21 protein-coding genes are annotated in these 23,869 nt (G+C 73.3%); 15 read left to right on the top strand and 6 right to left on the bottom strand.

All coding sequences use genetic code 11. The features are described 5' to 3' along the window. Window positions 1-47: 47 nt before the first annotated feature. From DRB89_RS23400 to DRB89_RS23390, 3 genes are all read right to left on the bottom strand, one after another. Entirely contained in the window at window positions 48-776 is a 729-nt protein-coding gene (locus DRB89_RS23400) for a PspA/IM30 family protein (RefSeq protein ID WP_112446896.1), read from the bottom strand. A 45-nt stretch (window positions 777-821) separates the two neighbouring features. Next, window positions 822-2,831 carry a TPM domain-containing protein gene (locus DRB89_RS23395; protein WP_239516841.1) on the bottom strand — a complete coding sequence of 670 codons (2,010 nt, stop codon included), beginning with the start codon at window positions 2,829-2,831 and terminating at the stop codon, window positions 822-824. A gap of 178 nt (window positions 2,832-3,009) precedes the next feature. Beyond that, window positions 3,010-5,268, bottom strand: a complete 2,259-nt coding sequence (locus DRB89_RS23390) for a PQQ-binding-like beta-propeller repeat protein (RefSeq protein ID WP_162688694.1) — start codon at window positions 5,266-5,268, stop codon at window positions 3,010-3,012. Window positions 5,269-5,329: 61 nt separating this feature from the next. Here DRB89_RS23390 and DRB89_RS23385 point away from each other — a divergent pair, with 61 nt between their 5' ends. Next, complete coding sequence (locus tag DRB89_RS23385) at window positions 5,330-6,292, top strand: GlxA family transcriptional regulator (protein WP_112450221.1); 963 nt, start codon at window positions 5,330-5,332, stop codon at window positions 6,290-6,292. A gap of 38 nt (window positions 6,293-6,330) precedes the next feature. After that, window positions 6,331-6,969 carry a DJ-1/PfpI family protein gene (locus DRB89_RS23380; protein WP_112450222.1) on the top strand — a complete coding sequence of 213 codons (639 nt, stop codon included), beginning with the start codon at window positions 6,331-6,333 and terminating at the stop codon, window positions 6,967-6,969. Here the strand turns inward: DRB89_RS23380 and DRB89_RS23375 are convergent. Then, entirely contained in the window at window positions 6,944-7,693 is a 750-nt protein-coding gene (locus DRB89_RS23375) for an enoyl-CoA hydratase-related protein (protein ID WP_112450223.1), read from the bottom strand. The two genes, DRB89_RS23380 and DRB89_RS23375, sit on opposite strands and share 26 nt — an antisense overlap. 234 nt (window positions 7,694-7,927) lie before the next feature. Here DRB89_RS23375 and DRB89_RS23370 point away from each other — a divergent pair, with 234 nt between their 5' ends. Continuing rightward, complete coding sequence (locus tag DRB89_RS23370; RefSeq protein WP_239516840.1) at window positions 7,928-8,539, top strand: DUF308 domain-containing protein; 612 nt, start codon at window positions 7,928-7,930, stop codon at window positions 8,537-8,539. 130 nt (window positions 8,540-8,669) lie between these two features. After that, a complete protein-coding gene (locus tag DRB89_RS23365) occupies window positions 8,670-9,188 on the top strand; it encodes an ATP-binding protein (RefSeq protein WP_112453658.1) in 519 nt (172 codons plus the stop codon). A gap of 97 nt (window positions 9,189-9,285) precedes the next feature. Here DRB89_RS23365 and idi read toward each other — a convergent pair whose 3' ends face one another. Then, window positions 9,286-9,885 (bottom strand): isopentenyl-diphosphate Delta-isomerase, encoded by a 600-nt coding sequence (gene idi, locus DRB89_RS23360; RefSeq protein WP_112450225.1) that lies wholly within the window; start codon window positions 9,883-9,885, stop codon window positions 9,286-9,288. A 157-nt stretch (window positions 9,886-10,042) separates the two neighbouring features. Continuing rightward, window positions 10,043-11,275 (bottom strand): bifunctional class I SAM-dependent methyltransferase/N-acetyltransferase, encoded by a 1,233-nt coding sequence (locus DRB89_RS23355; RefSeq protein ID WP_239516839.1) that lies wholly within the window; start codon window positions 11,273-11,275, stop codon window positions 10,043-10,045. 496 nt (window positions 11,276-11,771) lie between these two features. Here DRB89_RS23355 and DRB89_RS23350 point away from each other — a divergent pair, with 496 nt between their 5' ends. The 11 genes from DRB89_RS23350 (at window position 11,772) to DRB89_RS23300 (ending at window position 23,770) form a co-directional block, all read left to right on the top strand. Continuing rightward, on the top strand, window positions 11,772-13,559 hold the full coding sequence (locus DRB89_RS23350) for a DUF5941 domain-containing protein (RefSeq protein WP_112450227.1): 1,788 nt from the start codon (window positions 11,772-11,774) through the stop codon (window positions 13,557-13,559). Continuing rightward, window positions 13,556-14,308, top strand: a complete 753-nt coding sequence (locus DRB89_RS23345; RefSeq protein WP_112450228.1) for a phosphocholine cytidylyltransferase family protein — start codon at window positions 13,556-13,558, stop codon at window positions 14,306-14,308. Before DRB89_RS23350 ends, DRB89_RS23345 begins: the two co-directional genes overlap by 4 nt. Further along, the gene (locus tag DRB89_RS23340) at window positions 14,296-15,357 is read left to right on the top strand and encodes an iron-containing alcohol dehydrogenase family protein (protein WP_112450229.1); all 1,062 of its coding nucleotides are present in this window, start codon (window positions 14,296-14,298) and stop codon (window positions 15,355-15,357) included. Before DRB89_RS23345 ends, DRB89_RS23340 begins: the two co-directional genes overlap by 13 nt. Further along, window positions 15,335-16,114 carry a CDP-alcohol phosphatidyltransferase family protein gene (locus DRB89_RS23335; protein ID WP_112450230.1) on the top strand — a complete coding sequence of 260 codons (780 nt, stop codon included), beginning with the start codon at window positions 15,335-15,337 and terminating at the stop codon, window positions 16,112-16,114. The genes DRB89_RS23340 and DRB89_RS23335 overlap by 23 nt, the downstream gene beginning before the upstream one ends. Further along, window positions 16,111-17,004, top strand: a complete 894-nt coding sequence (locus DRB89_RS23330) for a glycosyltransferase (protein WP_112450231.1) — start codon at window positions 16,111-16,113, stop codon at window positions 17,002-17,004. Before DRB89_RS23335 ends, DRB89_RS23330 begins: the two co-directional genes overlap by 4 nt. A gap of 96 nt (window positions 17,005-17,100) precedes the next feature. Continuing rightward, complete coding sequence (locus DRB89_RS23325; protein WP_112450232.1) at window positions 17,101-18,030, top strand: ABC transporter permease; 930 nt, start codon at window positions 17,101-17,103, stop codon at window positions 18,028-18,030. Then, window positions 18,023-18,802, top strand: coding sequence for an ABC transporter ATP-binding protein (locus DRB89_RS23320; RefSeq protein WP_112450233.1), 780 nt, complete (start codon window positions 18,023-18,025; stop codon window positions 18,800-18,802). Before DRB89_RS23325 ends, DRB89_RS23320 begins: the two co-directional genes overlap by 8 nt. 340 nt (window positions 18,803-19,142) lie before the next feature. Next, on the top strand, window positions 19,143-20,123 hold the full coding sequence (gene hpnC, locus DRB89_RS23315) for a squalene synthase HpnC (protein WP_275432015.1): 981 nt from the start codon (window positions 19,143-19,145) through the stop codon (window positions 20,121-20,123). A gap of 62 nt (window positions 20,124-20,185) precedes the next feature. Then, complete coding sequence (gene hpnD, locus DRB89_RS23310) at window positions 20,186-21,109, top strand: presqualene diphosphate synthase HpnD (protein WP_112453660.1); 924 nt, start codon at window positions 20,186-20,188, stop codon at window positions 21,107-21,109. Window positions 21,110-21,200: 91 nt separating this feature from the next. Further along, complete coding sequence (hpnE, locus tag DRB89_RS23305; protein WP_112450234.1) at window positions 21,201-22,574, top strand: hydroxysqualene dehydroxylase HpnE; 1,374 nt, start codon at window positions 21,201-21,203, stop codon at window positions 22,572-22,574. Between the two features lie 185 nt (window positions 22,575-22,759). Further along, window positions 22,760-23,770: a polyprenyl synthetase family protein gene (locus DRB89_RS23300; protein ID WP_112453661.1), complete on the top strand. Its 1,011-nt coding sequence runs from the start codon at window positions 22,760-22,762 to the stop codon at window positions 23,768-23,770. Window positions 23,771-23,869 lie beyond the last annotated feature (99 nt).

The raw sequence follows: 23,869 nt of genomic DNA, 5'->3' as shown, positions 1-23,869 counted from the left end.
ACCCGGGCCTGGCCGCGGCCAGGCCCGGGAAGGTGCGGGGGAAGGCTCTAGTAGGGCTTGTTCAGGCTGCCGGTCTTCAGGGCGGCCAGCCGGGCTTCGATCTCCGAGGTCTTGCCGAGGTCGTCCAGGGACTCGAACTGGGCGTCCAGCGAGGAGGCGGCCAGCTCCTGCTTGCCCAGGGCCATGGCCTCCTCGCGGCGGACCTTCTCCTCGAAGCGGTTGAGGTCGCTCGTCGGGTCCAGCACGTCGATGTTCTTGACCGCGTCCATCATCGTGTTCTGGGCCTGTGCGGTCTTGGCCCGCGACACCAGTTCGTCGCGCTTCGCCGCCAGTTCCGTCAGCTTGGTCCTCATCGAGTCCAGGCCGGACTTCAGCTTGTCGACCACCTCGGTCTGGGCGGCGATCGTCGGCTCGGCCGTCTTCGCCTCCTTCTCCGACTGCATCTGGCGGCCGAGGGCGACCTTCGCGAGGTTGTCGAACTTGTCCGCGTCCGCGGCCGCCCCGGACATCCGCAGCTCGTCGGCCTTCTTGCTCGCCGCCAGGGCCTTGCCGCCCCACTCCGCGGCCGCCTCCACGTCCTCCGTGTGGTCCGCCTCCAGCATCCGCAGGTTGCCGATGGTGGTGGCGACGGCCTGCTCCGCCTCGGAGATGTTGTTCGTGTAGTCGCGGATCAGCTGGTCGAGCAGCTTCTGCGGGTCCTCCGCCTGGTCCAGCAGGGAGTTGATGTTGGCCTTGGCGAGCTGGGTGACGCGGCCGAGGATGGTCTGCTTGCTCATGTGCTCTGTCTCCTTGGGAACGAGGGTGAAAGGGAAGTGCCTGCGTTAGAAGCGGCCGCCGCCGCCCATGCGGCCGCGGGTCCCGCCGCCGCCGAAGGAGCCGGGGCCGCGGCCGCCGCCCAGGATCTCGCCGAGGATGATCCCGCCGAGCACCGCGCCGCCCATGCCGCCGCCCTGCCGCCGGCCACCGCCGCCACCACCGCCACCGCCGTACGGGTCCTGGTAGCCCCGTACGTCCTGCTCTGCCAGCTGCTGCGCCTGGCGCGCGAGCGAGTCCGCCTGCTGGGCCTCGGCCAGCGCGCCCGCCGGATCCGACCCCGCCAGGGACGTGGACCGCTCCAGGTGGCGCTGCGCCTCCGCCAGCCGGGTGCGGGCCTGGCTGCCGACCGCGCCCCGGCTGGTGGTGATGTAGTCCGCGGCCGCGCCGATCGCGCTGCGGGCCGTGAGCAGGGCCTGGTCGAGCAGGGCCGCCGCCCGCTGTCGGCCCGACTCGCGCTCGCGCGCCCCGGCCAGCGCCTCGTCGAGGGCCGCGTCGGCCTCCTCCACGCGGCGCAGGGCGTCCAACGGGTCGTACCGGCCCGCGGCCTGCTCCTGGCGTACGCCGGCCAGTACGGCCTCCGCCCGGCCGATCCGGCCGCGCAGATCGGCGGTCGAGGTGCCCTCGGCGGTGCCGGTCAGCAGCCCGCGCGCGTCGGCGAGGTCCGTGTCCGTCTCGCCCAGGGCGCCCGGCAGCTTCCCGGCGGCCTCCGCCAGCTCCTGCGCGCGCCGCTCCACGGCGTCGACGAGGGTCGTGGCCTGGTCGACGGCGCCCTCGGCGGCGCGGACGTGCACGGCGGCCTTGCCGTTGTCGCCCGCGACGATCGCGGCGCGCGCCTCGCCCAGGCTGGTCGTCGCGAACAGCAGCCGGTCCTTGGCCTGTTCGGGGTTGGACGACACGGGGGCGGCCGCCGAGTCCGCGTACTGCCGGCCGAGCGCGACGAGGGTCGCCTCCGCCGTCGTGGTGCGGCCCGTCAGCGTGCGGAAGTGGACCTCCACGGTGGCGAGGGCCTCCGGGGCGTTCTTCTCCAGATCCCGCAGCCGGTCGAAGTCCGCGGTCTCGGCGTCCAGCCGGCGGCTCGCCTCGGTGCAGCGCGCCACGATCTCGTCCAGCATCCGGCGCCGGGTGGCGTCGTCCTCCGGGTAGGCGTCGTCGAGCTGCTGGCGCAGCCGGAACGCGGCGGTCAGCTCGCCCTTCCCGTACTCCACGGCCTCGGTGAAGGCCGATACGGCCTCCTCGCCGAACTGGGCCGTCGCGAAGCCGAGTTCCTCGGTGCTGGTGCGGATCGCGTCATCGGTCTCCACCAGCAGGGCCTTGGCCTTCGCGTCCAGCTCGGGGAGGGGGAGCGGGGCCGGCGGGGTGTCCTGCCCGGACCAGCCGGTGGTCTTCGGGCCACCGCCTCCACCGGCGTTCCGGCGCTTGCGGCGGGAGTACGCGTACGCCCCGAGGGCGCCGGCCGCGCCGACCGCGACCACCGGGAGGACGAAGTCCCCGGTGCCGCTCTCGCCGCTCGCGGCGGAGCCGCCCGGGTCGGCCACGCCGGGGGTGATCGCGGGCACCGGTACGGGCTTCCCGGCCAGGACCGCGCCGTAGCCGTTCGCGGCGCCGATCGCGGCTCCCGCCCAGTCGTTCTCGCGCAGGGCGGGCTCGATCGCGGTCCGCGCGACGGCCGCGAGCTGCTCCTCGGTGAAACCGGATGCGGCATCGGCCGAATAGGCGTACTGCCGGGCCCCGGTGCCGACGGCCAGCAGGACGTCGTTCTGGCCGAGGCCGTTCTTCTCGGCGGTGGCGTCGGCCCAGCTCTGCGCGGAGCGGCCGGAGAAATCGCGCACGTACGTGACGAACAGCTGGACCCTCTGGTCGGCGTACAGCTTGTCCAGCGCGGCCGTGACGGCGGCCTTGCGGTCGCCCAGGGCGCCCACGCGGTCGGTGATCTGGCCCTGCGCGGACAGGGTGACCGGGTCGTCGGCCCGGGCGGGCGGCGCGGCGGCCGCCGCCCAGCCGGAGAGCGCGAGCAGCGCGGCGGCGAGGGCGAGGCCGGTCCGGACGGGTATGCCGGCGGTGGGGCGTCTCTTCGTCCTGCTTCTCGGCGGAGTCACATTTGGGAGAGTATGGGCCGTTCCACACCCCCGCACCCGGAGCCGGCCACACCCCCGCACCCGGAGCCGGCCGAGCCCCGGCCGGCCCCCGCGGTGGTTACGGCAGCCCGTACGCCGCGAGCTCCGGCCGGGACAGGACGAGGTGGCCGCCGACGAGCACGGCGTCCCCCTCGGCGAGCGCCGGGTGCACCCACTGGCGCAACTGCCGGCCCGTCGCCGGGTCCAGGACGGCGACGAAGGGACCCGCCTCCCGGCCCAGCAGTCCGCGCCGGCCGCCGGACCGGGCCCGCACGTACAGGCCGCCCGGCCGCAGGCCCAGCAGTTCGAGCGTGCACTCGGCGGCGTCGTGCCGGACCACGGTCCGCTGCCAGCGCAGCGCCCCGGTCTCCGCGTCCAGCGCGAAGACCAGGTCACCGCCCTGCGCGCGGTGCGCGGCCGCGTACACCGTGCCGCGCTCGACGAGCGGCCCCCGCGCCCGGACCCCCAGGGCGAACTGCCACAGCTCCCGGCCGGTCCCGCCGTCCAGGGCGCGCAGGACCTCGCCGTCCAGCACGTGCACGGGCCGCTGGGCGTGCGTGCGCTCGAAGGCCTCCCGGCCCCGCAGCTGCGACCAGGTCCGGCGCCCGCTCATCAGGTCCAGCGCCTGGAACTGTCTCTCGTCGCCGAGGAGCAGGCAGTCGCCGACCGCCGCGGCGGAGCGGGTGGACGGGTCGGTCACCGCGCGCCGCCACAGGATCTCGCCCGTCGCCGAGTGCAGGGCGGTCAGATCGCCCGGCGCCCCGTGGAGCAGCACCGGACCGATGCTGCGCAGCGCCCCCGCCGACGGCAGGTCCCGCCACCACCGCACCCGCCCGTCGCGCGGCTCCCGCGCGAGCAGCCGCACCCCTTCCTCGCCGCCGCGCCCCACTTCGACGTACACCGTGGCGGCGTCCGCCGCGCTCCGCGCCCACACCTGCCCGGTTCCGGGCAGCGCCGGCGCGGCCGCGCCCGCGTCGGCGTGGGCCGTCCACCGGGTCGTGCCCGCCTCGGCCCGTACGCAGCCCACCTCGGTGCCCGCCCGCCACACCACGTGGGCTCCGGCCGCGTGCAGTTCGTCCGGGCGGGCGTCGCCGCGCCACGCCTGCTTCCCGGGGGCCGCGGTCGGGGTCCCGGAGCGCCGCCCCGCGTCCGGGCCGCCCAGGTCCGTCCTCTCGGCCGGTGCGCTCCCCGCGGCGGCGGCCTCCGCCGGCCAGGGGGCCCGGCCCGCCGCCACGCACTCCCGCGCGGTACGGGCCAGCGCGCGGGCCCGGTCGGCCGCTTCGGGCAGGTTGCGGGCCCGGCCCGCGCGCTCCCGCGCGGCCGCCGGGTCCAGCGGCGGCCGTGCACCCCGCTCGACGCTCTCGCGGGCGCGGGCCAGCGAGTCCAGGCCGTGGCCGGCCTTCTCGTCGGCGGCCTCCTCGGGGTGGCGGCGCAGCAGGCCTGCGGCCTGGTTGCGCAGCCGCTCCGCCCGGACGAGCCGCCCCTGCTCGGCGTGGTGCGCGGCCTCCTCGCGCAGCCAGGCCGCCCGCTCCTCCAGGAACAGCGGCAGCTCCTGTTCGGCCTGCTCCAACGCCCGGGCCCCGCCCGCCGGGTCCCCGGCTTCGGCCAGATCGCGCGCCACCTGGCACAGCGCCAGCAGCCGGCCCCCGGCGGAGCCGATCCGCTCGCTCAGGCGCAGGGCCGCCGACAGGTCGCGCGGGGCGACGGCCAGCACCATGTCGTAGGTGGCGGCCCCGCGCAGCCCGGCGTCCGCGATCGACGCCAGCCGGAGCTCGGCCTCCCCGGGGTCGGCCGCGTTGACGGCGGTGCCGATGCGGGCGCGGAGCCGGTTGTCGGCCGGGCTGCCCTCGAAGTGGTACTCGGCGATCAGGGCGGCCTGCTCGGGGGCGACCCGGGCCAGCTCCTCCGCCACCGCGCGCAGCGGGCCCCGCCGCTCCGCGCCGGACACCGTGAACAGTGCCTGCTGGGCATCGGTCAGCAGCCGCCGGGCCCGCGCCGGGGCGTGCGCCGCGGTGGCCTTGGCCAGAGCCGTCAGCAGCCGGGCCACCCGCGCCCCGTCGCCATCGCCGCCGGTCCACGCCGCGCTCTCGGCGTCGGCCAGCAGCCGGGCCGCGAGCTCCGCGTCGAAGCGGGCCGCGGCGTCGGCGCCGACCGCCAGCACCTCGATCCGCGTCACGCTGTCCGCCGGCAGCGCGCGCAGCGCGTCCTCGGCCTCCAGCAGCAGCTCCCGTACGAACTCCCGCACCCCGACGGGCACCACCCCGGCCCCGGCCCCGGTCCCGGCCCCGGTCGGGGGAAGGGGGAAGGGGGGCGCGGTACGACGAAAGGATCGCACCATGGCCGGATAGGTGGGATCCACGTCATTGCGGCCATGGGACGCGGTGTCACACCATGAGGTCATGTCGCTCCGAAACGTGCTCGTCGTCCTCTACGACGGTGTGCAGAGCCTGGACGTCACCGGGCCGGTCGAGGTCTTCGCCGGCGCCGACCGGCACCCCGGCCCGGCCCGCTATGCCCTGCGGACCGTCTCGCTCGGCGGCGCCCCCGTCCGGACGGGCAGCGGGCTGACCCTCGTCCCCGACGGGGAGCTGGAGGGCGAGTGCCCGGCCGCCGGAACCACGCTGCTCGTGCCGGGCGGGCGGTACACCGGGGACTTCGAACCCCGGCTCACCGACTGGCTGCGCGCGCACGGGAGGCACGCCGAGCGGCTGGTGTCCGTGTGCACCGGGGGACTGCTGCTGGCCGAGGCCGGGCTGCTGGACGGCCGGCGCGCGACGACCCACTGGTACGTGTGCGAGCAGATGGCCCGGGACTACCCCGCCGTGGCCGTCGAACGGGACCCGATCTACGTCCGGGACGGGCCGGTGGCCACCTCGGCCGGGGTGACGGCGGGCATCGACCTGGCGCTGGCCCTCGTGGAGGAGGACCACGGGCCGGAGCTGGCCCTCTCGATCGCCCGGCACCTGGTGGTCTTCCTGCGGCGGCCCGGGAACCAGGCGCAGTTCAGCGCGCAGCTCGCGGCGCAGACGGCCCGGCGGGAGCCGCTGAAGGAGGTGCAGCACTGGATCACGGAGCACCCGGGGGAGGACCTCAGCGTGGAGGCGCTCGCGGCGCGCGCCGCGCTGTCGCCCCGGCACTTCGCGCGGGCCTTCCAGGCGGAGACGGGGGTGCCGCCGGGGCGGTACGTGGAGCGCGTACGGGTGGAGCACGCCCGGCGGCTCCTCGAAGAGGGCGGCGAGGGCGTCGCCCAGATCTCCCGGGCCTGCGGCTACGGCACCCCCGAAGCCCTCCGCCGCGCCTTCGTGAAGACCCTGGGCCAGTCCCCGGCCGAGTACCGCCGGCGCTTCGGCACACCCGGCTGATCCCGACCCGTCCGTCCGACAACCGCTCCGGAGGAGCCATGCAGATCGCCGTACTGCTCTACGACCAGTTCACCGCCCTCGACGCCGTCGGGCCCTTCGACACCCTCGGCCGCCTCCAGGGCGCGGAGACCGTCTTCGTCTCCGAGCACCCCGGGCCCGTGCGGACCGACAACGGCTCGCTCGAGCTCGTCGCGGACAAGGGGCTCGGCGAGGTGACGCGGCCGGACATCGTCATCGTGCCCGGAGGGCCGTCCTCCGACGGGCAGATGAAGAACCCCGTCGTCCTCGACTGGCTGCGGGCCGTCGACGCCACCACGACCTGGACCACCTCGGTCTGCACCGGTTCGACGCTGCTCGCCGCCGCCGGCCTGCTCGACGGGCGGCGGGCCACCAGCCACTGGCTGTACCTGGACCGGCTGCCCCCGTACGGGGCGCTGCCCGCCGAGGAGCGGGTGGTCTTCGACGGGAAGTACGTGACCGCGGCCGGGGTCTCCGCGGGGATCGACATGGGGCTCGCACTCCTCGGCCGCATCGCGGGCGACGAGTACGCGCAGACCGTGCAGCTGATGACCGAGTACGACCCGCAGCCGCCCTACGACGCGGGTTCCCCGCGGAAGGCGCCCGCCGACATCGTCGCGCGGCTGCGCGCGTTCAGCCCTGCGGCGGAGTCCAGGTGAAGGCGGGCGGCCGCCGCTCCAGGAACGCGGCGACGCCTTCCGCGACGTCGCCGCTTCCGGCGGCCTGCGCCGCCCAGTGCCCGTCGCGGTCGGTGCGGCCGTCCGCGAACTCCTTCGCGGCGGCCTGGGTGAGCTGCGAGCGCGAGGCGAGGATCCGGGTGAACTCGGCGACCCGCTTGTCGAGTTGGCCGGCGGGCAGCAGCTCGTCCAGGAAGCCGGTCCGCAGCGCCCGGTCCGCGTCGGTCAACTCCGCTGAGAACAGCAGGTACTTGGCGGCCGACGGGCCGACCAGCGCCGTCAGCCGCCGCGTCGAGGAGGCCGGGTACACGATGCCCAGCTTCGCCGGCGTGACGCCGAAGGAGGAGCCCTCCTCGGCGAAGCGCAGGTCGCAGGCGGCCGCCAGCTGGCTGCCGCCGCCCACGCAGAACCCGCGGATCGCGGCGAGCGTGGGCTTGGGGAAGGCGGCCAGCGCCTCCTCCGCCGCCACGGCCAGGGCCTGCGGGTCGTCGTCGCCGGTCAGGGAGGAGATGTCGGCGCCCGCGCAGAAGGTCCCGCCGGCTCCCGTCAGGACCAGCACCCGTACGGCGGAGTCGGCCGCGAGTCCGGCCAGCAGCCCGGGCAGGGCGCGCCACATGGCCGCCGTCATGGCGTTGCGCTTGGCGGGGTGCGAGATCACGACGGTGGCGACCCCGTCGGAGACCGAGGGGAGGAGGGCTGCGTCCATGCGCCGGATGCTATCCCGGACGGTCAAACCTATGATCAAAAGACCGGTCCCCGGCAGCTCGGTGGACCGGCCGTCAGGGAGTCCGTCCGGGGGGTGCTGAAAGGTGGCGCGTCCATGGGCGCAGACCGTACCGAGCGTGCAGAGGGCAACAAGGACGGCAAGGGCGTCACGGGCAGCAAGGGCAGCAAGGGCGGCAAGGACGACAAGAAGCACGTCAGCCGCAGCTTCGGGGTGATGGCCCTGCTCGGGGTGCTGCTGGTGCTGGCAGGGCTGGTGGGCCTCGTCTACACCGCTGCCGCCACCCTGACCACGATGTTCCTCTTCGGCTGGCTGCTGCTGGCCGGCGGTGCGGTCGGTCTGCTGCAGGCGGTGCAGTCCCGCAAGAGCAACTACTTCTGGCTCGCCGTCATCGTCGCCGCGATCAACATCGCGGCCGGTTTCGTGATCCTGCGCCGCCCGGAGGCGAGCGCGGAGGCGCTGACCATGTTCGCCGCGCTGCTGTTCCTCACCGGCGGCGTGTTCCGGCTGGCGGGCGCCGTGGTGGTGCGCGGGGCGCACTTCGGGCTGACGCTGGTCCAGGGGGCCTTCGGCATCCTGCTGGGCCTGCTGATCCTGTCGAACTGGCCCGGCAACAGTCTGTACGTGATCGGAGCGTTCTTCTCCCTGGCGCTGTTGTTCGACGGCCTGAGCCTGATCGCCCTGGGCATGGGCGCGCGCCGCATCCTGGGTTTGGTCAGGGACGACGAGGAGCGGGCGGCGCCGGCGGCGGTCCCGGGCGCGACGGCCGAGCCCGGCGGGGCCGCCGGGAAGTGGCCCGCAGAAGATCAGGAACAGTCGAACAACTGACTCTGTCATACGCCAGTGGTCAGAAAGTGTCCGATTGACGCTGACTTCTGGTCAGTGGTCCGGCCCGGACCGCTCCGGTCCCCACTCTTGACGCGTGGAGACGATCGAGCGTGAAGACGGGGGCCGGGAGATGGATGGCAGCGGGAGCGTCCCGCCAGTCGAGGGGGGCGAGCCGGAGGTAGCGGCTGCCCCCCTCGCATATGAGGGAGTGTGGCGTTTCACGGCTCCCGCAGTAGAAGAATCCGTTCCGCAGGCCCGCCGCGCGGTGCGCGACCTGCTCGGCCGCCAGGAGGTGCCGGCCGATCGGGACCTGGTGTACTCCCTGCTGCTGATCGTCTCCGAACTGGTGACGAACTCGGTCCGGCACGCGGCCCTGCTCTCGCCGGAGGTCGCGGTCGAAGTCGCCATCGGCCGGGAGTGGGTACGGGTGGCCGTCGAGGACAACCACCCCTACCGCCCCAAGGCGCTGGAGGCCGACTTCGGCCAGACCGGCGGCCGGGGCCTGCTCCTCGTCAGGGAGATCACGCTGGAGGCCGGCGGGGTCTGCGACGTGGAGCACACCTCCACGGGCGGGAAGGTGATCTGGGCGGCCCTGCCGCTCAGCACGCCCGCCGCCTCGCCGGCCGCCACCCCGACCTCGGCGGTCTGAGCGGCGTACGGCGTGCAAGGCATACAAGGCGTGCACGGCGTGCACGGCGTGCAAGGCGCGTACGGCAGCACGGCCCCGGCCGTACGGCGGCCAGGGGCTACCAGCCCGCCGCGTCACCCGTCAGTTCGCGGATCGCGGGCCGGGCCGCGTCCAGCACGGTCATGAACCAGGCCGAGAACGGAACCTCGGCGTGCCGCTTGGCCAGTTCCCCGGCCGTCACGAAAGCGGTGTCCGCGATCTCCTCCGGATCCGGTCGCACCGAGGCCTGCGCGAGTCCCACGAACAGGTGGTTGTACTCCTGCTCCACGAGGCCCGACGCCGGGTCCGGGTGGTTGTAGCGCACGGTCCCGGCCTGGGCGAGCAGCGAGGGCGACAATCCCAGCTCCTCGTAGGTCCGCCGGGCCGCGGCCGCGAAGGGCGACTCCCCGGGGTAGGGGTGACCGCAGCACGTGTTCGACCAGACGCCGGGGGAGTGGTACTTCCCGAGGGCGCGCTGCTGGAGCAGCATGCGGCCCTGCTCGTCGAAGAGGAACACGGAGAACGCGCGGTGCAGCAGACCGGGGGCCTGGTGGGCGGAGAGCTTCTCCGCCGTGCCGATGGTGCTGCCGGACTCGTCGACCAGTTCGAGCATGATCGGTTCTTGAGTGCCGGTGCCGGTGGACGCGCTGTTCGCGGCGGTGGCTGGTGTGGTCGGCATACCCATCCTTCGCTTCGGACTTCGGCCTTCAGTCTGCCGTACAAAAGCCACTACCCCTGACTTCGGGGATCCGCGCATGTCCGCCCCCCGCCGCGTGATATGCGGCGGGGGGCGGACCGGTTCAGCCCGTCGGTTCGTCAGCCCGGCGGGCCGTGCGTCAGAGCCCGAACGGGGCCGGATAGCGGATCGTGCCCGCGGGCACCGCCGCGCCGTCGTCGAGCACCAGCGCCATCATCACCTCGTCGGGGACCTCGAAGGGCGCCCGGATCCCGAAGCGCGAAGCCGGCACGAAACCGAAGCGCGGGTAGTACTCGGGATGCCCGAGGACCAGGACCAGCGCCTCGCCCCGCTCGCGGGCCGCCGCGAGCAGCGCCCGTACGACCGCGCTGCCCGCGCCCGAGCGCTGGAGCGCGGGATCGGCGGCCACCGGCGCGAGCGCGAGCGCGGGGACCCCGTCCACCTCGCACCGGGTCAGCAGGGCGTGCGCCGCGACCGACCCGTCCGGGCCCTCGGCCACGTAGGACAGGCCGGGCAGCCAGGAGGCGTCCGTGCGCAGCGCGTCCACGAGGTCCGCCTCGGCGGGGGTCTCGAAGGCGGCCGAGTTCAGCGCGTGGACCGCGGCCGTGTCGGCCCCGGTCTCCGGGCGGGTGGGCCAGGCGTCGCCGTCGCCGGCCGTGACCGGGCGCAGGACGTAGGCCGTGTACCCGTACTCGTGCCCGTGCCGCTCCCGTACGCCGATCTCCTCGCGCACGAAGTCCAGCGCGGCCGCGGCCTGCGGCCCGGCCGGCTCCGGGGCCGCGGCGGCCCGCTCGCCGAGCGGGCCGTAGTACGCGGCCCAGTCGGAGTCGGGCTGGTGGTGGACGCCGAGCACCCGGTACCCGGCGGCCTGGACGGCGGACAGGTTCCGGGCGGTGGAGCGCAGCGCGTAGTGCGGGTCCCAGAAGGCGCGGACCCCGGCGGAGGGCTCCTCGACGGTCCACTCGCACTCGCTCAGCACGAGGGTGCCGCCGGGTGCCAGGAGCCGCTTCCACCGCGCGAGCGCGGTGGCGAAGCCGATGTTGTAGGCGGAGCCCTCGGCCCACAGGAGGTCGAAGGAACCGTCCGGACAGGGGAGGTCGCCCATGTCCGCCTTGACGGCGTGGACGCGGTCGGTGAGCCCGCGGGCCGCGGCGGCCGTACGGAGTTCGTCGAGGAAGCCGTCGTTCAGATCGACGGCGGTGACCTCGGCGCCCCGGCTTCCCGCCTCGGCGGCGAGCAGCAGGGCGCCGGCACCCGGACCGCAGCCCAGATCGAGGACGCGCGGCCGCTCGGGCAGCGGTCCGCACAGGGACAGCAGGTGGCGGGTGGTCGCCTCGGAGCCGGGGGACTGCCGGGGCAGGCCGCGGTGCAGCTCGAAGAACGCCTCGAAGAACGGGTCGCCCTGCGTGCTGAAGTCGGTGGTGCGGGAGTTGCCGGTGTCGGTGGTGCCGGCGGTGTGGTCTGTGAGGTCGGTCAACGTGAACCCTTGAACGAGGGCTCCGGCCGACGAGGCCGAGAAGGTCAGGCCTGGCCGGATGCCCGGAAGGAAGAGGGGATGTACCGGAGTGCGTCGCTGCCCATGGCCGCGACCTCTGCGACGGTCATCAACCCACCTCTTTCTCGATCAGTTCCGTTTGAGACGTATGCACGCTTTTCGTACATGTCTGCGATCAACCTAGCACCGAGGCGGTTTGAGTCCCCCGGAGTTCTCGTCAATGATGATCGCCTCAGGGCGCACAGCCCCGGAATCTTCGGCTTATCGGGGCGTAAACGGGTGGTGAACCCCTCCTTCCGTTCATCCGATAGCCTCTGCCGACGTGCCGCCGCCCCCGGCGCACGTCCCGTGTTCGTGCAAGGAGTGAGTTCGTCTGCCGACCGTCATCCTTACCGGCCTGCCGGTGCCCGGATCACCGCTCGCCGACGAGCTGCGCTCCCTCGGCTTCGACGTCCGCCCCGCCGCCACCCCGCGCGACACCGCCGCCGCCCTGGCCCTCGTACCCGCCGATCAGCGGGTGGCCGTCGTGGACAGCGGGTTCGTCGGGCACACGCACGCGCTGCGGCTCGCGCTGACCGACCCGCGGTTCGACGCCTGCGCCGTGACCGGCGCCTTCGCCGTCCAGCCGGGCGCCCGTGCGGCCCTGGACCGGGCCGCCGCCCCGGCCGCGGCCGACGCGGGGACCGGCCCGTACCCCGACCGGCTGGCCGCCGCGGTCGAGGCCGCCGGCACCGCCGTCCAGCGCCCCGAACTGGGCACGCTCGTCGCCACCGTCCCGGCGGGCGCCGCCGAGCGCGACGCGGCCGCCGCGAGGGTGGCCGCCGTCGACGACGAGGCCGTCCGGCTGCGCACCGCCGTGAAGTCCCGGGACGGGTTCTTCACCACCTTCTTCATCAGCCCGTACTCGCGCTACATCGCCCGCTGGTGCGCGCGCCGCGGCCTGACCCCGAACCAGGTCACCACCGCCTCCCTGGTCACCGCGCTGATCGCGGCCGGCTGCGCCGCCACCGGCGACCGCTGGGGCTACGTCGCGGCCGGCGTACTGCTCCTCTTCTCCTTCGTCCTGGACTGCACGGACGGGCAGCTCGCCCGCTACTCGCTCCAGTACTCGACGATGGGCGCCTGGCTCGACGCGACCTTCGACCGCGCCAAGGAGTACTCCTTCTACGCGGGCCTCGCGCTCGGTGCCGCCAGGAACGGGGACGACGTCTGGGCCCTGGCGCTCGGCGCCATGATCCTGATGACCTGCCGCCACGTCGTGGACTTCTCCTTCAACGAGGCCAACCACGACGCGACCGCCAACACCAGCCCCACCGCCGCCCTCTCCGACAAGCTCGACAGCGTCGGCTGGACGGTCTGGGTCCGGCGGATGATCATCCTCCCGATCGGCGAGCGCTGGGCCATGATCGCGGCGCTGACCGCCGTGACCACCCCCCGGATCGTCTTCTACGCGCTGCTCGTCGGCTGCGCCTTCGGCGCGCTCTACACCACCGCCGGCCGGGTCCTGCGCTCGCTGACCCGCAGGGCGAAGCGGACCGACCGGGCCGCCCAGGCCCTCGCGGACCTCGCGGACTCGGGCCCGATCGCCGAGCTCGCGGGCCGTGCGTTCGGCCGGCTGGCCCCCGGCGCCGGCATCGCCGCGGCCGTGATCGGCTCGGTGGCGCTGCTGTGGACGGCCTGGGCCCACGAGTTCGGCGCCCGCCAGGTGGTCGTCGCCGCCGTGTTCTACGCCGTGCTCGCCGGAGCGGCCGTCGCCCGGCCCCTCAAGGGCGCCCTCGACTGGCTCGTGCCGCCCGTCTTCCGGGCCGCCGAGTACACCACCGTGCTGATCCTCGCCGCCAAGGCGGACGTCCCCGGGGCCCTTCCCGCGGCATTCGGACTGGTCGCGGCGGTCGCCTACCATCACTACGACACGGTGTACCGCATCCGCGGTGGCACCGGCGCGCCCCCGCACTGGCTGGTGCGGACGACCGGCGGACACGAGGGCCGGGTGCTGCTGACCGCGGTGCTGGCCTCCGCCCTGGCCTCGCGCGCCGCAGACTTCCCCGTCGCGCTCACGGCCATGGCCGGGTTCGTGGCACTGGTGGTGCTCGTGGAGAGCATCCGCTTCTGGGTTTCCTCCGGGGCACCCGCCGTACATGACGAAGGAGAACCAGCATGATCGGCCTCGTCCTCGCTGCCGGTGCCGGACGCCGCCTGCGTCCCTACACCGACACCCTGCCCAAGGCCCTCGTGCCCGTCGGCCCCGAAGGCGACGAGGAGAGCATCACGGTCCTCGACCTGACGCTCGGCAACTTCGCCGAGGTCGGCCTCACCGAGGTCGCCGTCGTCGTCGGCTACCGCAAGGAAGCCGTGTACGAGCGCCGGGAGGCCCTGGAGGCCAAGTACGGCGTCAAGATCACGCTGATCGACAACGACAAGGCCGAGGAGTGGAACAACGCCTACTCCCTGTGGTGCGCGCGTGAGGTCCTGAAGCAGGGCGTGATCCTCGCCAACGGCGACACCGTCCACCCGGTCTCCGTCGAGAAGACCCTGCTCGCCGCCCGCGGCGAGGGCCGGAAGATCATCCTCGCCCTCGACACGGTCAAGCACCTGGCCGACGAGGAGATGAAGGTCATCACCGACGGTGAGAAGGGCGTCCGGCGGATCACCAAGCTGATGGACCCGGCCACCGCGACCGGCGAGTACATCGGCGTCACCCTCATCGAGCCGGAGGCCGCCGAGGAGCTGGCCGAGGCCCTGAAGACCACCTTCGAGCGCGACCCCGACCTCTACTACGAGGACGGCTACCAGCAGCTCGTCAACGACGGCTTCACGATCGACGTGGCCCCCATCGGCGACGTCAAGTGGGTCGAGATCGACAACCACGACGACCTCGCCAAGGGCCGGACGATCGCATGCCAGTACTGACGAGGCTCATCCCCTCGCCCGTCGTCGTCGACATCAGCCGCGGCGCGATGGACGACCTGGCCGGCCTCCTCGCCGACCAGCGCGTCTCCACGTCCGGCAAGCTCGCGATCGCGATCAGCGGCGGCTCCGGCGCGGTGCTGCGCGCCAAGCTGGAGCCCGTGCTGCCGCACGCCGACTGGTACCCCGTCGTCGACGGGACCATCGACTCCGCGGTCAAGCTCGCCGACGACATAAAGGGTCGCCGCTACGACGCCGTCGTGGGCCTGGGCGGCGGCAAGATCATCGACGTGGCGAAGTACGCCGCGGCGCGGGTCGGCCTGCCCATGGTGGCCGTCGCCACGAACCTCTCCCACGACGGCATCTGCTCGCCGGTGTCCATCCTGGACAACGACAACGGCAGGGGCTCCTACGGAGTCCCCATGCCGATCGCGATGGTCGTGGACCTCGACGTCATCAAGGAGGCCCCGGCGCGGTTCGTCCGAGCCGGCATCGGCGACGCGATCTCCAACATCTCGGCCATCGCCGACTGGGAGCTCTCGCACCGCCTCAACGGCGAGCCCGTCGACGGCCTGGCCGCCGCCATGGCCCGTACCGCCGGTGAGTCCGTGCTGCGCCACCCCGGCGGCGTCGGCGACGACGAGTTCCTCACCGTGCTCTCCGAAGCGCTCGTCCTCTCCGGCATCGCCATGTCGATCAGCGGGGACACCCGCCCCTCGTCCGGCGCCTGCCACGAGATCAGCCACGCCTTCGACCTGCTCTACCCCGGGCGCTCCGCGCTCCACGGCGAGCAGGTCGGCCTCGGCGCCGCCTTCGCCATGCACCTGCGCGGCGCCGCCGAGAAGTCCGGGCTCTTCGTCCAGGTGCTGCGCGGCCACGGCCTGCCCGTCCTCCCCGAGGAGATCGGCTTCAGCGTCGACGAGTTCGTCGCGGCCGTCGAGTACGCCCCCCAGACCCGTCCGGGACGCTTCACGATCCTGGAGCACCTCAACTTGTCCGCAGCCGAGATCAGGGACGCTTACGCCGACTATGCCAAGACCATCCGTAGCTGAACTCCGGCCCGTCGTTCACCCGGCGGGCGTCAAGGACCGGGTCAGCGGCGAGCACTGGGGCGGGCGCCTCTACATGCGCGAGATCTCCCTGCGCATCACCCGCCTCCTGGTCACCACCAAGGTCACGCCCAACCAGCTGACCTACGTGATGACCATCGCCGGCGTGCTCGCGGCCCCGGCCCTGCTGGTGCCGGGCGTCTGGGGCGCCGTCCTCGGCGTGGTCGCGGTCCAGATGTACCTGCTGCTCGACTGCGTCGACGGCGAGGTCGCCCGCTGGAAGAAGCAGTTCTCGCTGTCCGGGGTCTACCTGGACCGGGTCGGCGCCTACCTGTGCGACGCGGCGGTGCTGGTCGGCTTCGGCCTGCGCGCCTCGGACCTGTGGGGCAGCGGGCGCATCGACTGGCTGTGGGCCTTCCTGGGCACCCTCGCGGCGCTCGGCGCGATCCTGATCAAGGCCGAGACTGACCTGGTCGGCGTCGCCCGCCACCAGGCCGGAAAGCCCGTGGTCCAGGACGCGGCGGCCACGCCGCGCTCGTCCGGCATGGCGCTCGCCCGCCGGGCCGCGGCCGCGCTCAAGTTCCACCGCCTGGTCCTCGGCATCGAGGCCTCCCTGCTCATCCTGGTGCTGGCCGTCGTGGACCAGATCCGCGGCGACCTGTACTTCACCCGCCTCGGCGTCGCGGTCCTGGCCGGCATCGCGCTGCTGCAGACCGTGCTGCACCTGGTGTCGGTCCTCGCCTCCAGCAGGCTCAAGTGACGGCCCCGATGCGGCTGGGCGCCGTCATCATCACGATGGGCAACCGCCCCGACGAGCTCAAGGCGCTCCTGGACTCGGTGGCCCAGCAGGACGGCGCCCCCGTCGAGACGGTCGTCGTCGGCCAGGGCGTGCGCCTGACCGGGCTTCCCGAGGACGTGCGCACCGTCGAGCTGCCCGAGAACCTCGGCATCCCGGGCGGCCGCAACGTCGGCATCGAGGCCTTCCGCTCCGGCGACGGCGCGGGCTTCGAGGTGGACGGCCTGCTCTTCCTCGACGACGACGGGCTGCTGGAGCGCACCGACACCGCCGAGCTGTGCCGACAGGCCTTCTCCGAGGACCCGGAGCTCGGCATCGTCAGCTTCCGGATCGCCGATCCCGAGACCGGCGAGACCCAGCGCCGCCACGTGCCCCGGCTGCGTGCCTCCGACCCGATGCGCTCCTCGCGCGTGACCACCTTCCTGGGCGGCGCCAACGCCGTCCGTACGAAGGTGTTCGAGCAGGTCGGAGACCTGCCGGGGGAGTTCTTCTACGCCCACGAGGAGACGGATCTGGCCTGGCGGGCGCTCGACGCGGGGTGGCTGATCGACTACCGCGCGGACATGGTGCTGCTGCACCCCACCACGGCCCCCTCCCGGCACGCGGTCTACCACCGTATGGTGGCTCGAAACCGGGTGTGGCTCGCCCGCCGCAACCTGCCCGCCCCGTTGGTCCCGGTCTACGTGGGCGTCTGGCTCCTGCTGACGCTCCTGCGCAGGCCCTCCCCGCCGGCGCTCAAGGCCTGGTTCGCCGGGTTCAAGGAGGGATGGACCACCTCCTGCGGTCCCCGGCGCCCCATGAAATGGCGCACGGTCTGGCGGCTGACCCGGCTGGGTCGACCGCCTGTCATCTGACACGCTCGCGTCTGAGAACATGGCGCGATCACGATCCGAGTGCCTCAGGACCGATGCCACCTTCTGCCGCATCATGAAGACGGAAAGTTTCATCTTGTGAGTGACACAACCCAGGACGGCGCCCTCGCCACGAGCAAGCCGCCGTCCGAAGACGCGGGCCTGAGCCCCGCGGAGCTGGCCGGGAAGTACGGGCTGTCCGTCAGCGGCGCCCGGCCGGGTCTGGCCGAATACGTGCGGCAGCTGTGGGACCGCCGCCACTTCATCGTGGCGTTCTCCCGGGCCAAGCTGATGGCCCAGTACAGCCAGGCGAAGCTCGGCCAGATCTGGCAGGTGGCGACCCCACTGCTGAACGCCCTGGTCTATTACTTGATCTTCGGTCTGATCCTGGACGCCGGCAAGGGCATCGAGAAGGAGGACTACATCCCCTTCTTGGTGATCGGGGTCTTCGTCTTCACCTTCACGCAGAGCTCGCTGATGGCCGGCGTCAGAGCGATCCCGGGCAACATCGGCCTGGTCCGCGCCCTGCACTTCCCGCGCGCCTCGCTGCCGATCTCGTTCTCGCTGCAGCAGCTCCAGCAGCTGATGTTCTCGATGATCGTCGTGTTCGTCGTCGCGGTCGGCTTCGGCAACTACCCCCAGCTGTCCTGGCTGCTGGTCATCCCGGCGCTGGTGCTCCAGTTCGCCTTCAACACCGGCCTCGCGCTGATCTTCGGCCGGATGGGCTCCAAGACCCCCGACCTCGCGCAGCTCATGCCGTTCGTCACGCGCACGTGGATGTACGCCTCCGGCGTCATGTTCTCGATCAGCGAGATGCTCAAGGGCAAGCCCGCGTGGATCGCGGACGTGCTCCAGTGGAACCCGGCCGCGATCTACATGGACCTGGTCCGCTTCGCGCTGATCGACGGGTACGGCCGCGAGAACCTGCCGCCGCACGTCTGGGCCTTCGCCATCGGCTGGGCCGTCCTGATCGGCCTCGGCGGTTTCGTGTACTTCTGGAAGGCTGAGGAGCGTTACGGCCGTGGCTGAGAACAACCGGGGGCACGTCCCCACCGTCATCGCCGACGACGTGCACATCGTCTACCGGGTCAACACCGGCAGCTCCGGCAGGGGCAGTGCCACCGCGGCGCTGAGCAAGATAGTCCGCCGGGGCAAGGGCGACGCGCCGGGCGTGCGCCGGGTCCACGCCGTGCGCGGGGTCTCCTTCACGGCGTACCGCGGCGAGGCCATCGGCGTCATCGGATCCAACGGCTCCGGCAAGTCGACGCTGCTGCGCGCCATCGCGGGCCTGCTGCCCTGCGAGGCGGGCAAGGTCTACACGGACGGCCAGCCCTCGCTGCTGGGTGTCAACGCGGCGCTGATGAACGACCTCACCGGTGAGCGCAACGTGGTCCTCGGCGGTCTCGCGATGGGCATGACCCGCGAGCAGATCAAGGAGCGCTACGCGGGCATCGTCGATTTCTCGGGCATCAACGAGAAGGGGGACTTCATCTCCCTGCCGATGCGCACGTACTCCTCCGGCATGGCCGCGCGACTGCGCTTCTCCATCGCCGCGGCCAAGGACCACGACGTGCTGATGATTGACGAGGCGCTGGCCACCGGTGACCGGAAGTTCCAGGTGCGTTCCGAGGAGCGCATCCGCGAACTGCGCAAGAGCGCGGGCACGGTGTTCCTGGTGAGCCACAACAACAAGTCCATCCGCGACACCTGTGACCGGGTGCTGTGGCTGGAACGGGGAGAACTCCTGATGGACGGCCCCACGGAGGAAGTCGTCTCGGCATACGAGAAGGCGACCAGCTGACGGGACCACGGACGGCCCCCGCCGCACCAAGCGGCGGGGGCCGCCGCATGCCCGAGGCGCTGTGAAAAGCCATTTGCGCGGGCGACATTCGGTAGTGGACCGAATACCCGTCGAGCCTCCGCGCCGTTGTACAGCGTAAGCTGGGCCAGTCCTCAATCGCGGGCAAGAGGGACGATTCCCTACAGGTGAATAGCCTGGGGCGCTCCGGGAAATGCCCGGCGGCGTGTCCGAAATGGGATGTATTGGGTTCGCAGTGTAGAACGGGAGATGTGACGGCAATGGCTACGGGAATTCTCCGGCCCCCAGGCACGACGGCCGTTCCCGCCACGGGCGGCGGGCGGTGACCCCGGGGCACGGCATCAGCCCCCGGCCGCACACGGTCCCCGGCACCACCGGCACCTCCGGCGTTCACGGCACCTCCGAGGCCCTTTCCGCCGCCACCGGTGCGACCCTCGACAAGGCCCGCACCGAGAACTTCCCCGTCGCCCCCGCCTTCCTGCCCCGCGCCTGGCGCGAGGGCCTGATGGCGGTCTACGGGTATGCCCGCCTGGTCGACGACATCGGCGACGGAGACCTCGCCCCGGGCGGCCGCGACGCCGTCCTCCTCGGCCTCGACCCCGCCGCCGCGGACGACCGGCCCGCCATGCTCGACGCCTTCGAGGCCGACCTGCACCGGGTCTTCGGGACCGGCGGCCCGCCCCGCCACCCCCTCATGCTGGCCCTGCAGCCCGTCGTACGCGATCACGGGCTCACCCCCGAGCCGTTCCTCGGGCTCATCGAGGCCAACCGCCAGGACCAGCGGGTCGCGCGCTACGAGACGTACGGCGACCTCGTCGCCTACTGCGAGCTCTCCGCCAACCCGGTGGGCCGCCTCGTGCTCCAGCTCACCGGCACCGCCACCCCCGAGCGGATCCGCCGCTCCGACGCCGTCTGCACCGCCCTGCAGATCGCCGAACACCTCCAGGACGTCGCCGAGGACCTCGGCCGCGACCGGATCTACCTCCCGGGCGAGGACATGCGCCGCTTCCACGTGGCCGAGGCCGACCTGAAGGCCCCGTCCGCCGGCGCCTCCGTACGCTCGCTGATCGCCTTCGAAACCGAACGGGCGCGGGACCTCCTGAACGAGGGCACACCGCTCGTGGGCAGCGTCGACGGAAGGCTCCGACTGCTGCTCGCGGGCTTCGTGGGAGGGGGCAGGGCCGCCCTGCGAGCCGTCACCGCCGCCGGCTTCGACGTCCTGCCCGGTCCGCCCAAGCCCACCAAGAGCGGCCTGCTCCGCGAGGTGGCCGCCGTCCTGCGCACAGCGCCGAGAAAGGGGTGAGCCCGACCGTGGAGGGCCCCACACACGCGTCCGCACCGGGCGCCCCGTCCGCACCGGCTCCGATGTCCGCACCGATTTCGGCCGCCTACAGCTACTGCGAGGCGGTCACCGGCGCGCAGGCGCGCAACTTCGCCTACGGCATCCGGCTGCTCCCGCTCGACAAGCGGCAGGCGATGTCCGCGCTGTACGCCTTCTCCCGGCGGGTCGACGACATCGGCGACGGCACACTGCCGCCCGAGGTCAAGCTGGCCCGGCTGGAGGAGACCCGCGCCCTGCTCGGCCGGATCCGCGCCGAGGGGATCGACGAGGACGACACCGACCCGGTCGCGGTCGCCCTCGCGCACGCCGCCCGCCGCTTCCCGATCCCGCTCGAAGGGCTCGACGAGCTCATCGACGGCGTCCTGATGGACGTGCGCGGCGAGACGTACGAGACCTGGGACGACCTCAAGGTCTACTGCCGCTGCGTCGCCGGCGCCATCGGCCGGCTCTCGCTCGGCGTGTTCGGCACGGCCCCGGCCGGCAGCCGCGACGCGGCACTGGCCGGCGAGTACGCCGACACCCTCGGCCTCGCGCTGCAACTCACCAACATCCTGCGCGACGTCCGGGAGGACGCGGGCAACGGACGCACCTACCTGCCCGCCGAGGACCTGGCCAAATTCGGCTGCTCCGAGGGCTTCCACAGTGACCGGATGCCCGCCGGCTCCGACTTCGCCGGCCTGGTCCACCACGAAGTGCGGCGCGCCCGCGCCCTGTTCGTCGAGGGCTACAAGCTGCTGCCCATGCTCGACCGGCGCAGCGGCGCCTGCGTCGCCGCCATGGCCGGCATCTACCGGCGCCTCCTGGACCGCATCGAGCGCGAGCCCGAGGCCGTGCTCCGCGGCCGGGTCTCGCTGCCGACGCACGAGAAGGCGTACGTGGCCGTCCGCGGACTCTCCGGCCTCGACGCGCGGACCATCTCGCGCCAGAGCAACCGGAGGCGGCTCTGATGGCCGCGGGCCGCCCGGCCGCACCCGCGAACGGGGCGGGAGCAACCCCGCCGCGCCCGGCGGCGTCTGTCGCAGTGACGGAGGAGGACGTATGACCGCGCACCACGCCGTGGTCGTCGGCGGCGGCCTCGCCGGCGTCACCACCGCGCTGGAACTCGCCGACGCCGGTCTGCGGGTGACGCTGCTGGAGGGCCGGCCCAGGCTCGGCGGCCTCGCGTTCTCCTTCAAGCGCGGGGACCTGACCGTCGACAACGGCCAGCACGTCTACCTGCGCTGCTGCACCGCCTACCGGTGGTTCCTCGACCGCGTCGGCGGCGCCGATCTGGCGCCCCTCCAGGACCGGCTCGACGTCCCCGTCCTCGACGCCGCCCACCCCGGCGGCCCCCGGCTCGGCAGGCTGCGCCGCAGCGCCCTGCCCGTGCCGCTGCACCTGGCCGGCTCCCTCGCCCGCTACCCCCACCTCTCGCTCGCGGAGCGCGTGAGCGTGGGGCGCGCCGCCCTCGCGCTGCGCCGCCTCGACCCCGCCGACCCGGCGCTCGACGGCCTGGACTTCGCCACCTGGCTCGCCCGCTACGGCCAGAGCCCGCGCACCATCGAGGCGTTGTGGGACCTCGTCGGCATCGCCACCCTCAACGCGACCGCCGAGCAGTCCTCGCTGGGCCTGGCCGCGATGGTCTTCAAGACCGGCCTGCTCTCCGAGAACGGCGCGGCCGACATCGGCTGGGCCCGCGTACCGCTGGGCGACCTGCACGACACGCTCGCCCGCGAGGCCCTGGACGCGGCCGGGGTGCGCACCGCGCTGCGCACCCGGGTCACCGGCATCTCCCGTACGGTGGAAGGCGGTTGGCGGGTCGACACGGAGCAGGAGTCGCTCGACGCCGACACCGTCGTGCTCGCCGTCCCGCAGCGCGAGGCACACGGGCTGCTCCCGGCCGGCGCGCTCGCCGACCCGGACAAGCTCCTCGACATCGCCACCGCTCCGATCCTCAACGTGCACGTCGTCTACGACCGCAAGGTGCTCAAGCAGCCGTTCTTCGCGGCCCTCGGCTCCCCGGTCCAATGGGTCTTCGACCGCACCGACTCCTCCGGGCTGCCCGACGGCGGCCAGTACCTGGCCCTGTCCCAGTCGGTCGCCCACGAGGACATCGACGAGCCCGTCTCGGTCCTGCGCGCCAAGTACCTGCCCGAGCTGGAACGGCTGCTGCCCGCCGCGCGCGGCGCCAAGGTGCGGGACTTCTTCGTCACCCGGGAGCGGACCGCGACCTTCGCCCCCACCCCCGGCGTCGGGCGGCTGCGGCCCGGCGCGCGGACCGACACGCCGGGGCTCTACCTCGCCGGTGCGTGGACCGCGACGGGTTGGCCCGCGACCATGGAGAGCGCCGTCCGCAGCGGACTGAGCGCGGCTCATGCCGCGCTCGGCATGCTGGGCCGCCACCGCGAACATCCCTTGCAGGAGGCGGCATGACGACCACCGGCACCACCGGCACCATCGGTACCGGCACCACAGGCACCACCGGTACCGCAGCAGCACGCACCGCAGTACGTACAGGAACCAGAGGAGAGCCAGTGAACCCGGGGAATCCGGCCGTCGAGAACACGGACGCCAGTACGGGCCCGGCCGGCGGGGAGAAGGCGGACACGCTCGCCCTCCTGGAGCGCGGCCGTACGCTCTCGACGCCCGCGCTCCGCTCCGCCGTGGACCGGCTCGCCGCGCCCATGGACACCGTCGCCGCCTACCACTTCGGCTGGATCGACGCCCAGGGCAACCCGGCGGACGGCGACGGCGGCAAAGCCGTGCGCCCCGCCCTCGCCCTGCTCTCCGCCGAGGCCGCGGGCGCCGCGGCCGAGGTCGGGATCCCGGGCGCGGTCGCCGTGGAGCTCGTCCACAACTTCTCGCTGCTGCACGACGACCTGATGGACGGGGACGAGCAGCGCCGCCACCGCGACACGGTGTGGAAGGTCCACGGACCGGCCCTCGCGATCCTGGTCGGCGACGCGCTGTTCGCCCTGGCCAACGAGGTCCTGCTGGAACTCGGCACCGTCGAGGCCGGCCGCGCCGCCATGCGCCTGACCACCGCGAGCCGCAAGCTCATCGACGGCCAGGCGCAGGACATCTCCTACGAGCACCGCGAGAGCGTCAGCGTCGCGGAGTGCCTGGAGATGGAGGGCAACAAGACCGGCGCCCTGCTCGCCTGCGCGGTCTCCATCGGCGCCGTGCTCGGCGGCGCGGACGACCGTACGGCCGACAAGCTGGAGGAGTACGGCTACCACCTCGGCCTCGCCTTCCAGGCCGTCGACGATCTCCTCGGCATCTGGGGAGACCCGGAGTCCACGGGCAAGCAGACCTGGAGCGACCTGCGCCAGCGCAAGAAGTCGCTGCCCGTCGTCGCCGCCCTCGCGGCCGGCGGACCGGCCTGCGAGGAGCTCGCGGAACTGCTCGCCGCCGATGCCAAGAGCAACGACTTCGAGAACTTCTCCGAGGAGGAGTTCGCGGCCCGCGCCGCGCTCATCGAGGCGGCCGGCGGCCGGCAGTGGACCGCCGACGAGGCACGGCGCCAGCACGCGGTGGCGATCAAGGCCCTCGACGACGTGGACATGGACCGGCGCGTGCGCGACCAGCTCGTGGCGCTCGCCGACTTCGTCGTCGTGCGCAAGAGGTGATCGCCACCCGATCGCGCATATGAATCGCGAGTCGCCGACCGGTACTGCCTGCCCGTAGTACCGGCCGACGGCGAACCCCAGGACAGCAGAGGACACTGC

Source organism: Streptomyces sp. ICC4 (assembly GCF_003287915.1).
Classification (GTDB): Bacteria; Actinomycetota; Actinomycetes; order Streptomycetales; family Streptomycetaceae; genus Streptomyces; species Streptomyces tritrimontium.
The sequence above is the reverse complement of the archived record's forward strand: the minus strand, read 5'-3'. Positions and strand labels throughout refer to the sequence as shown.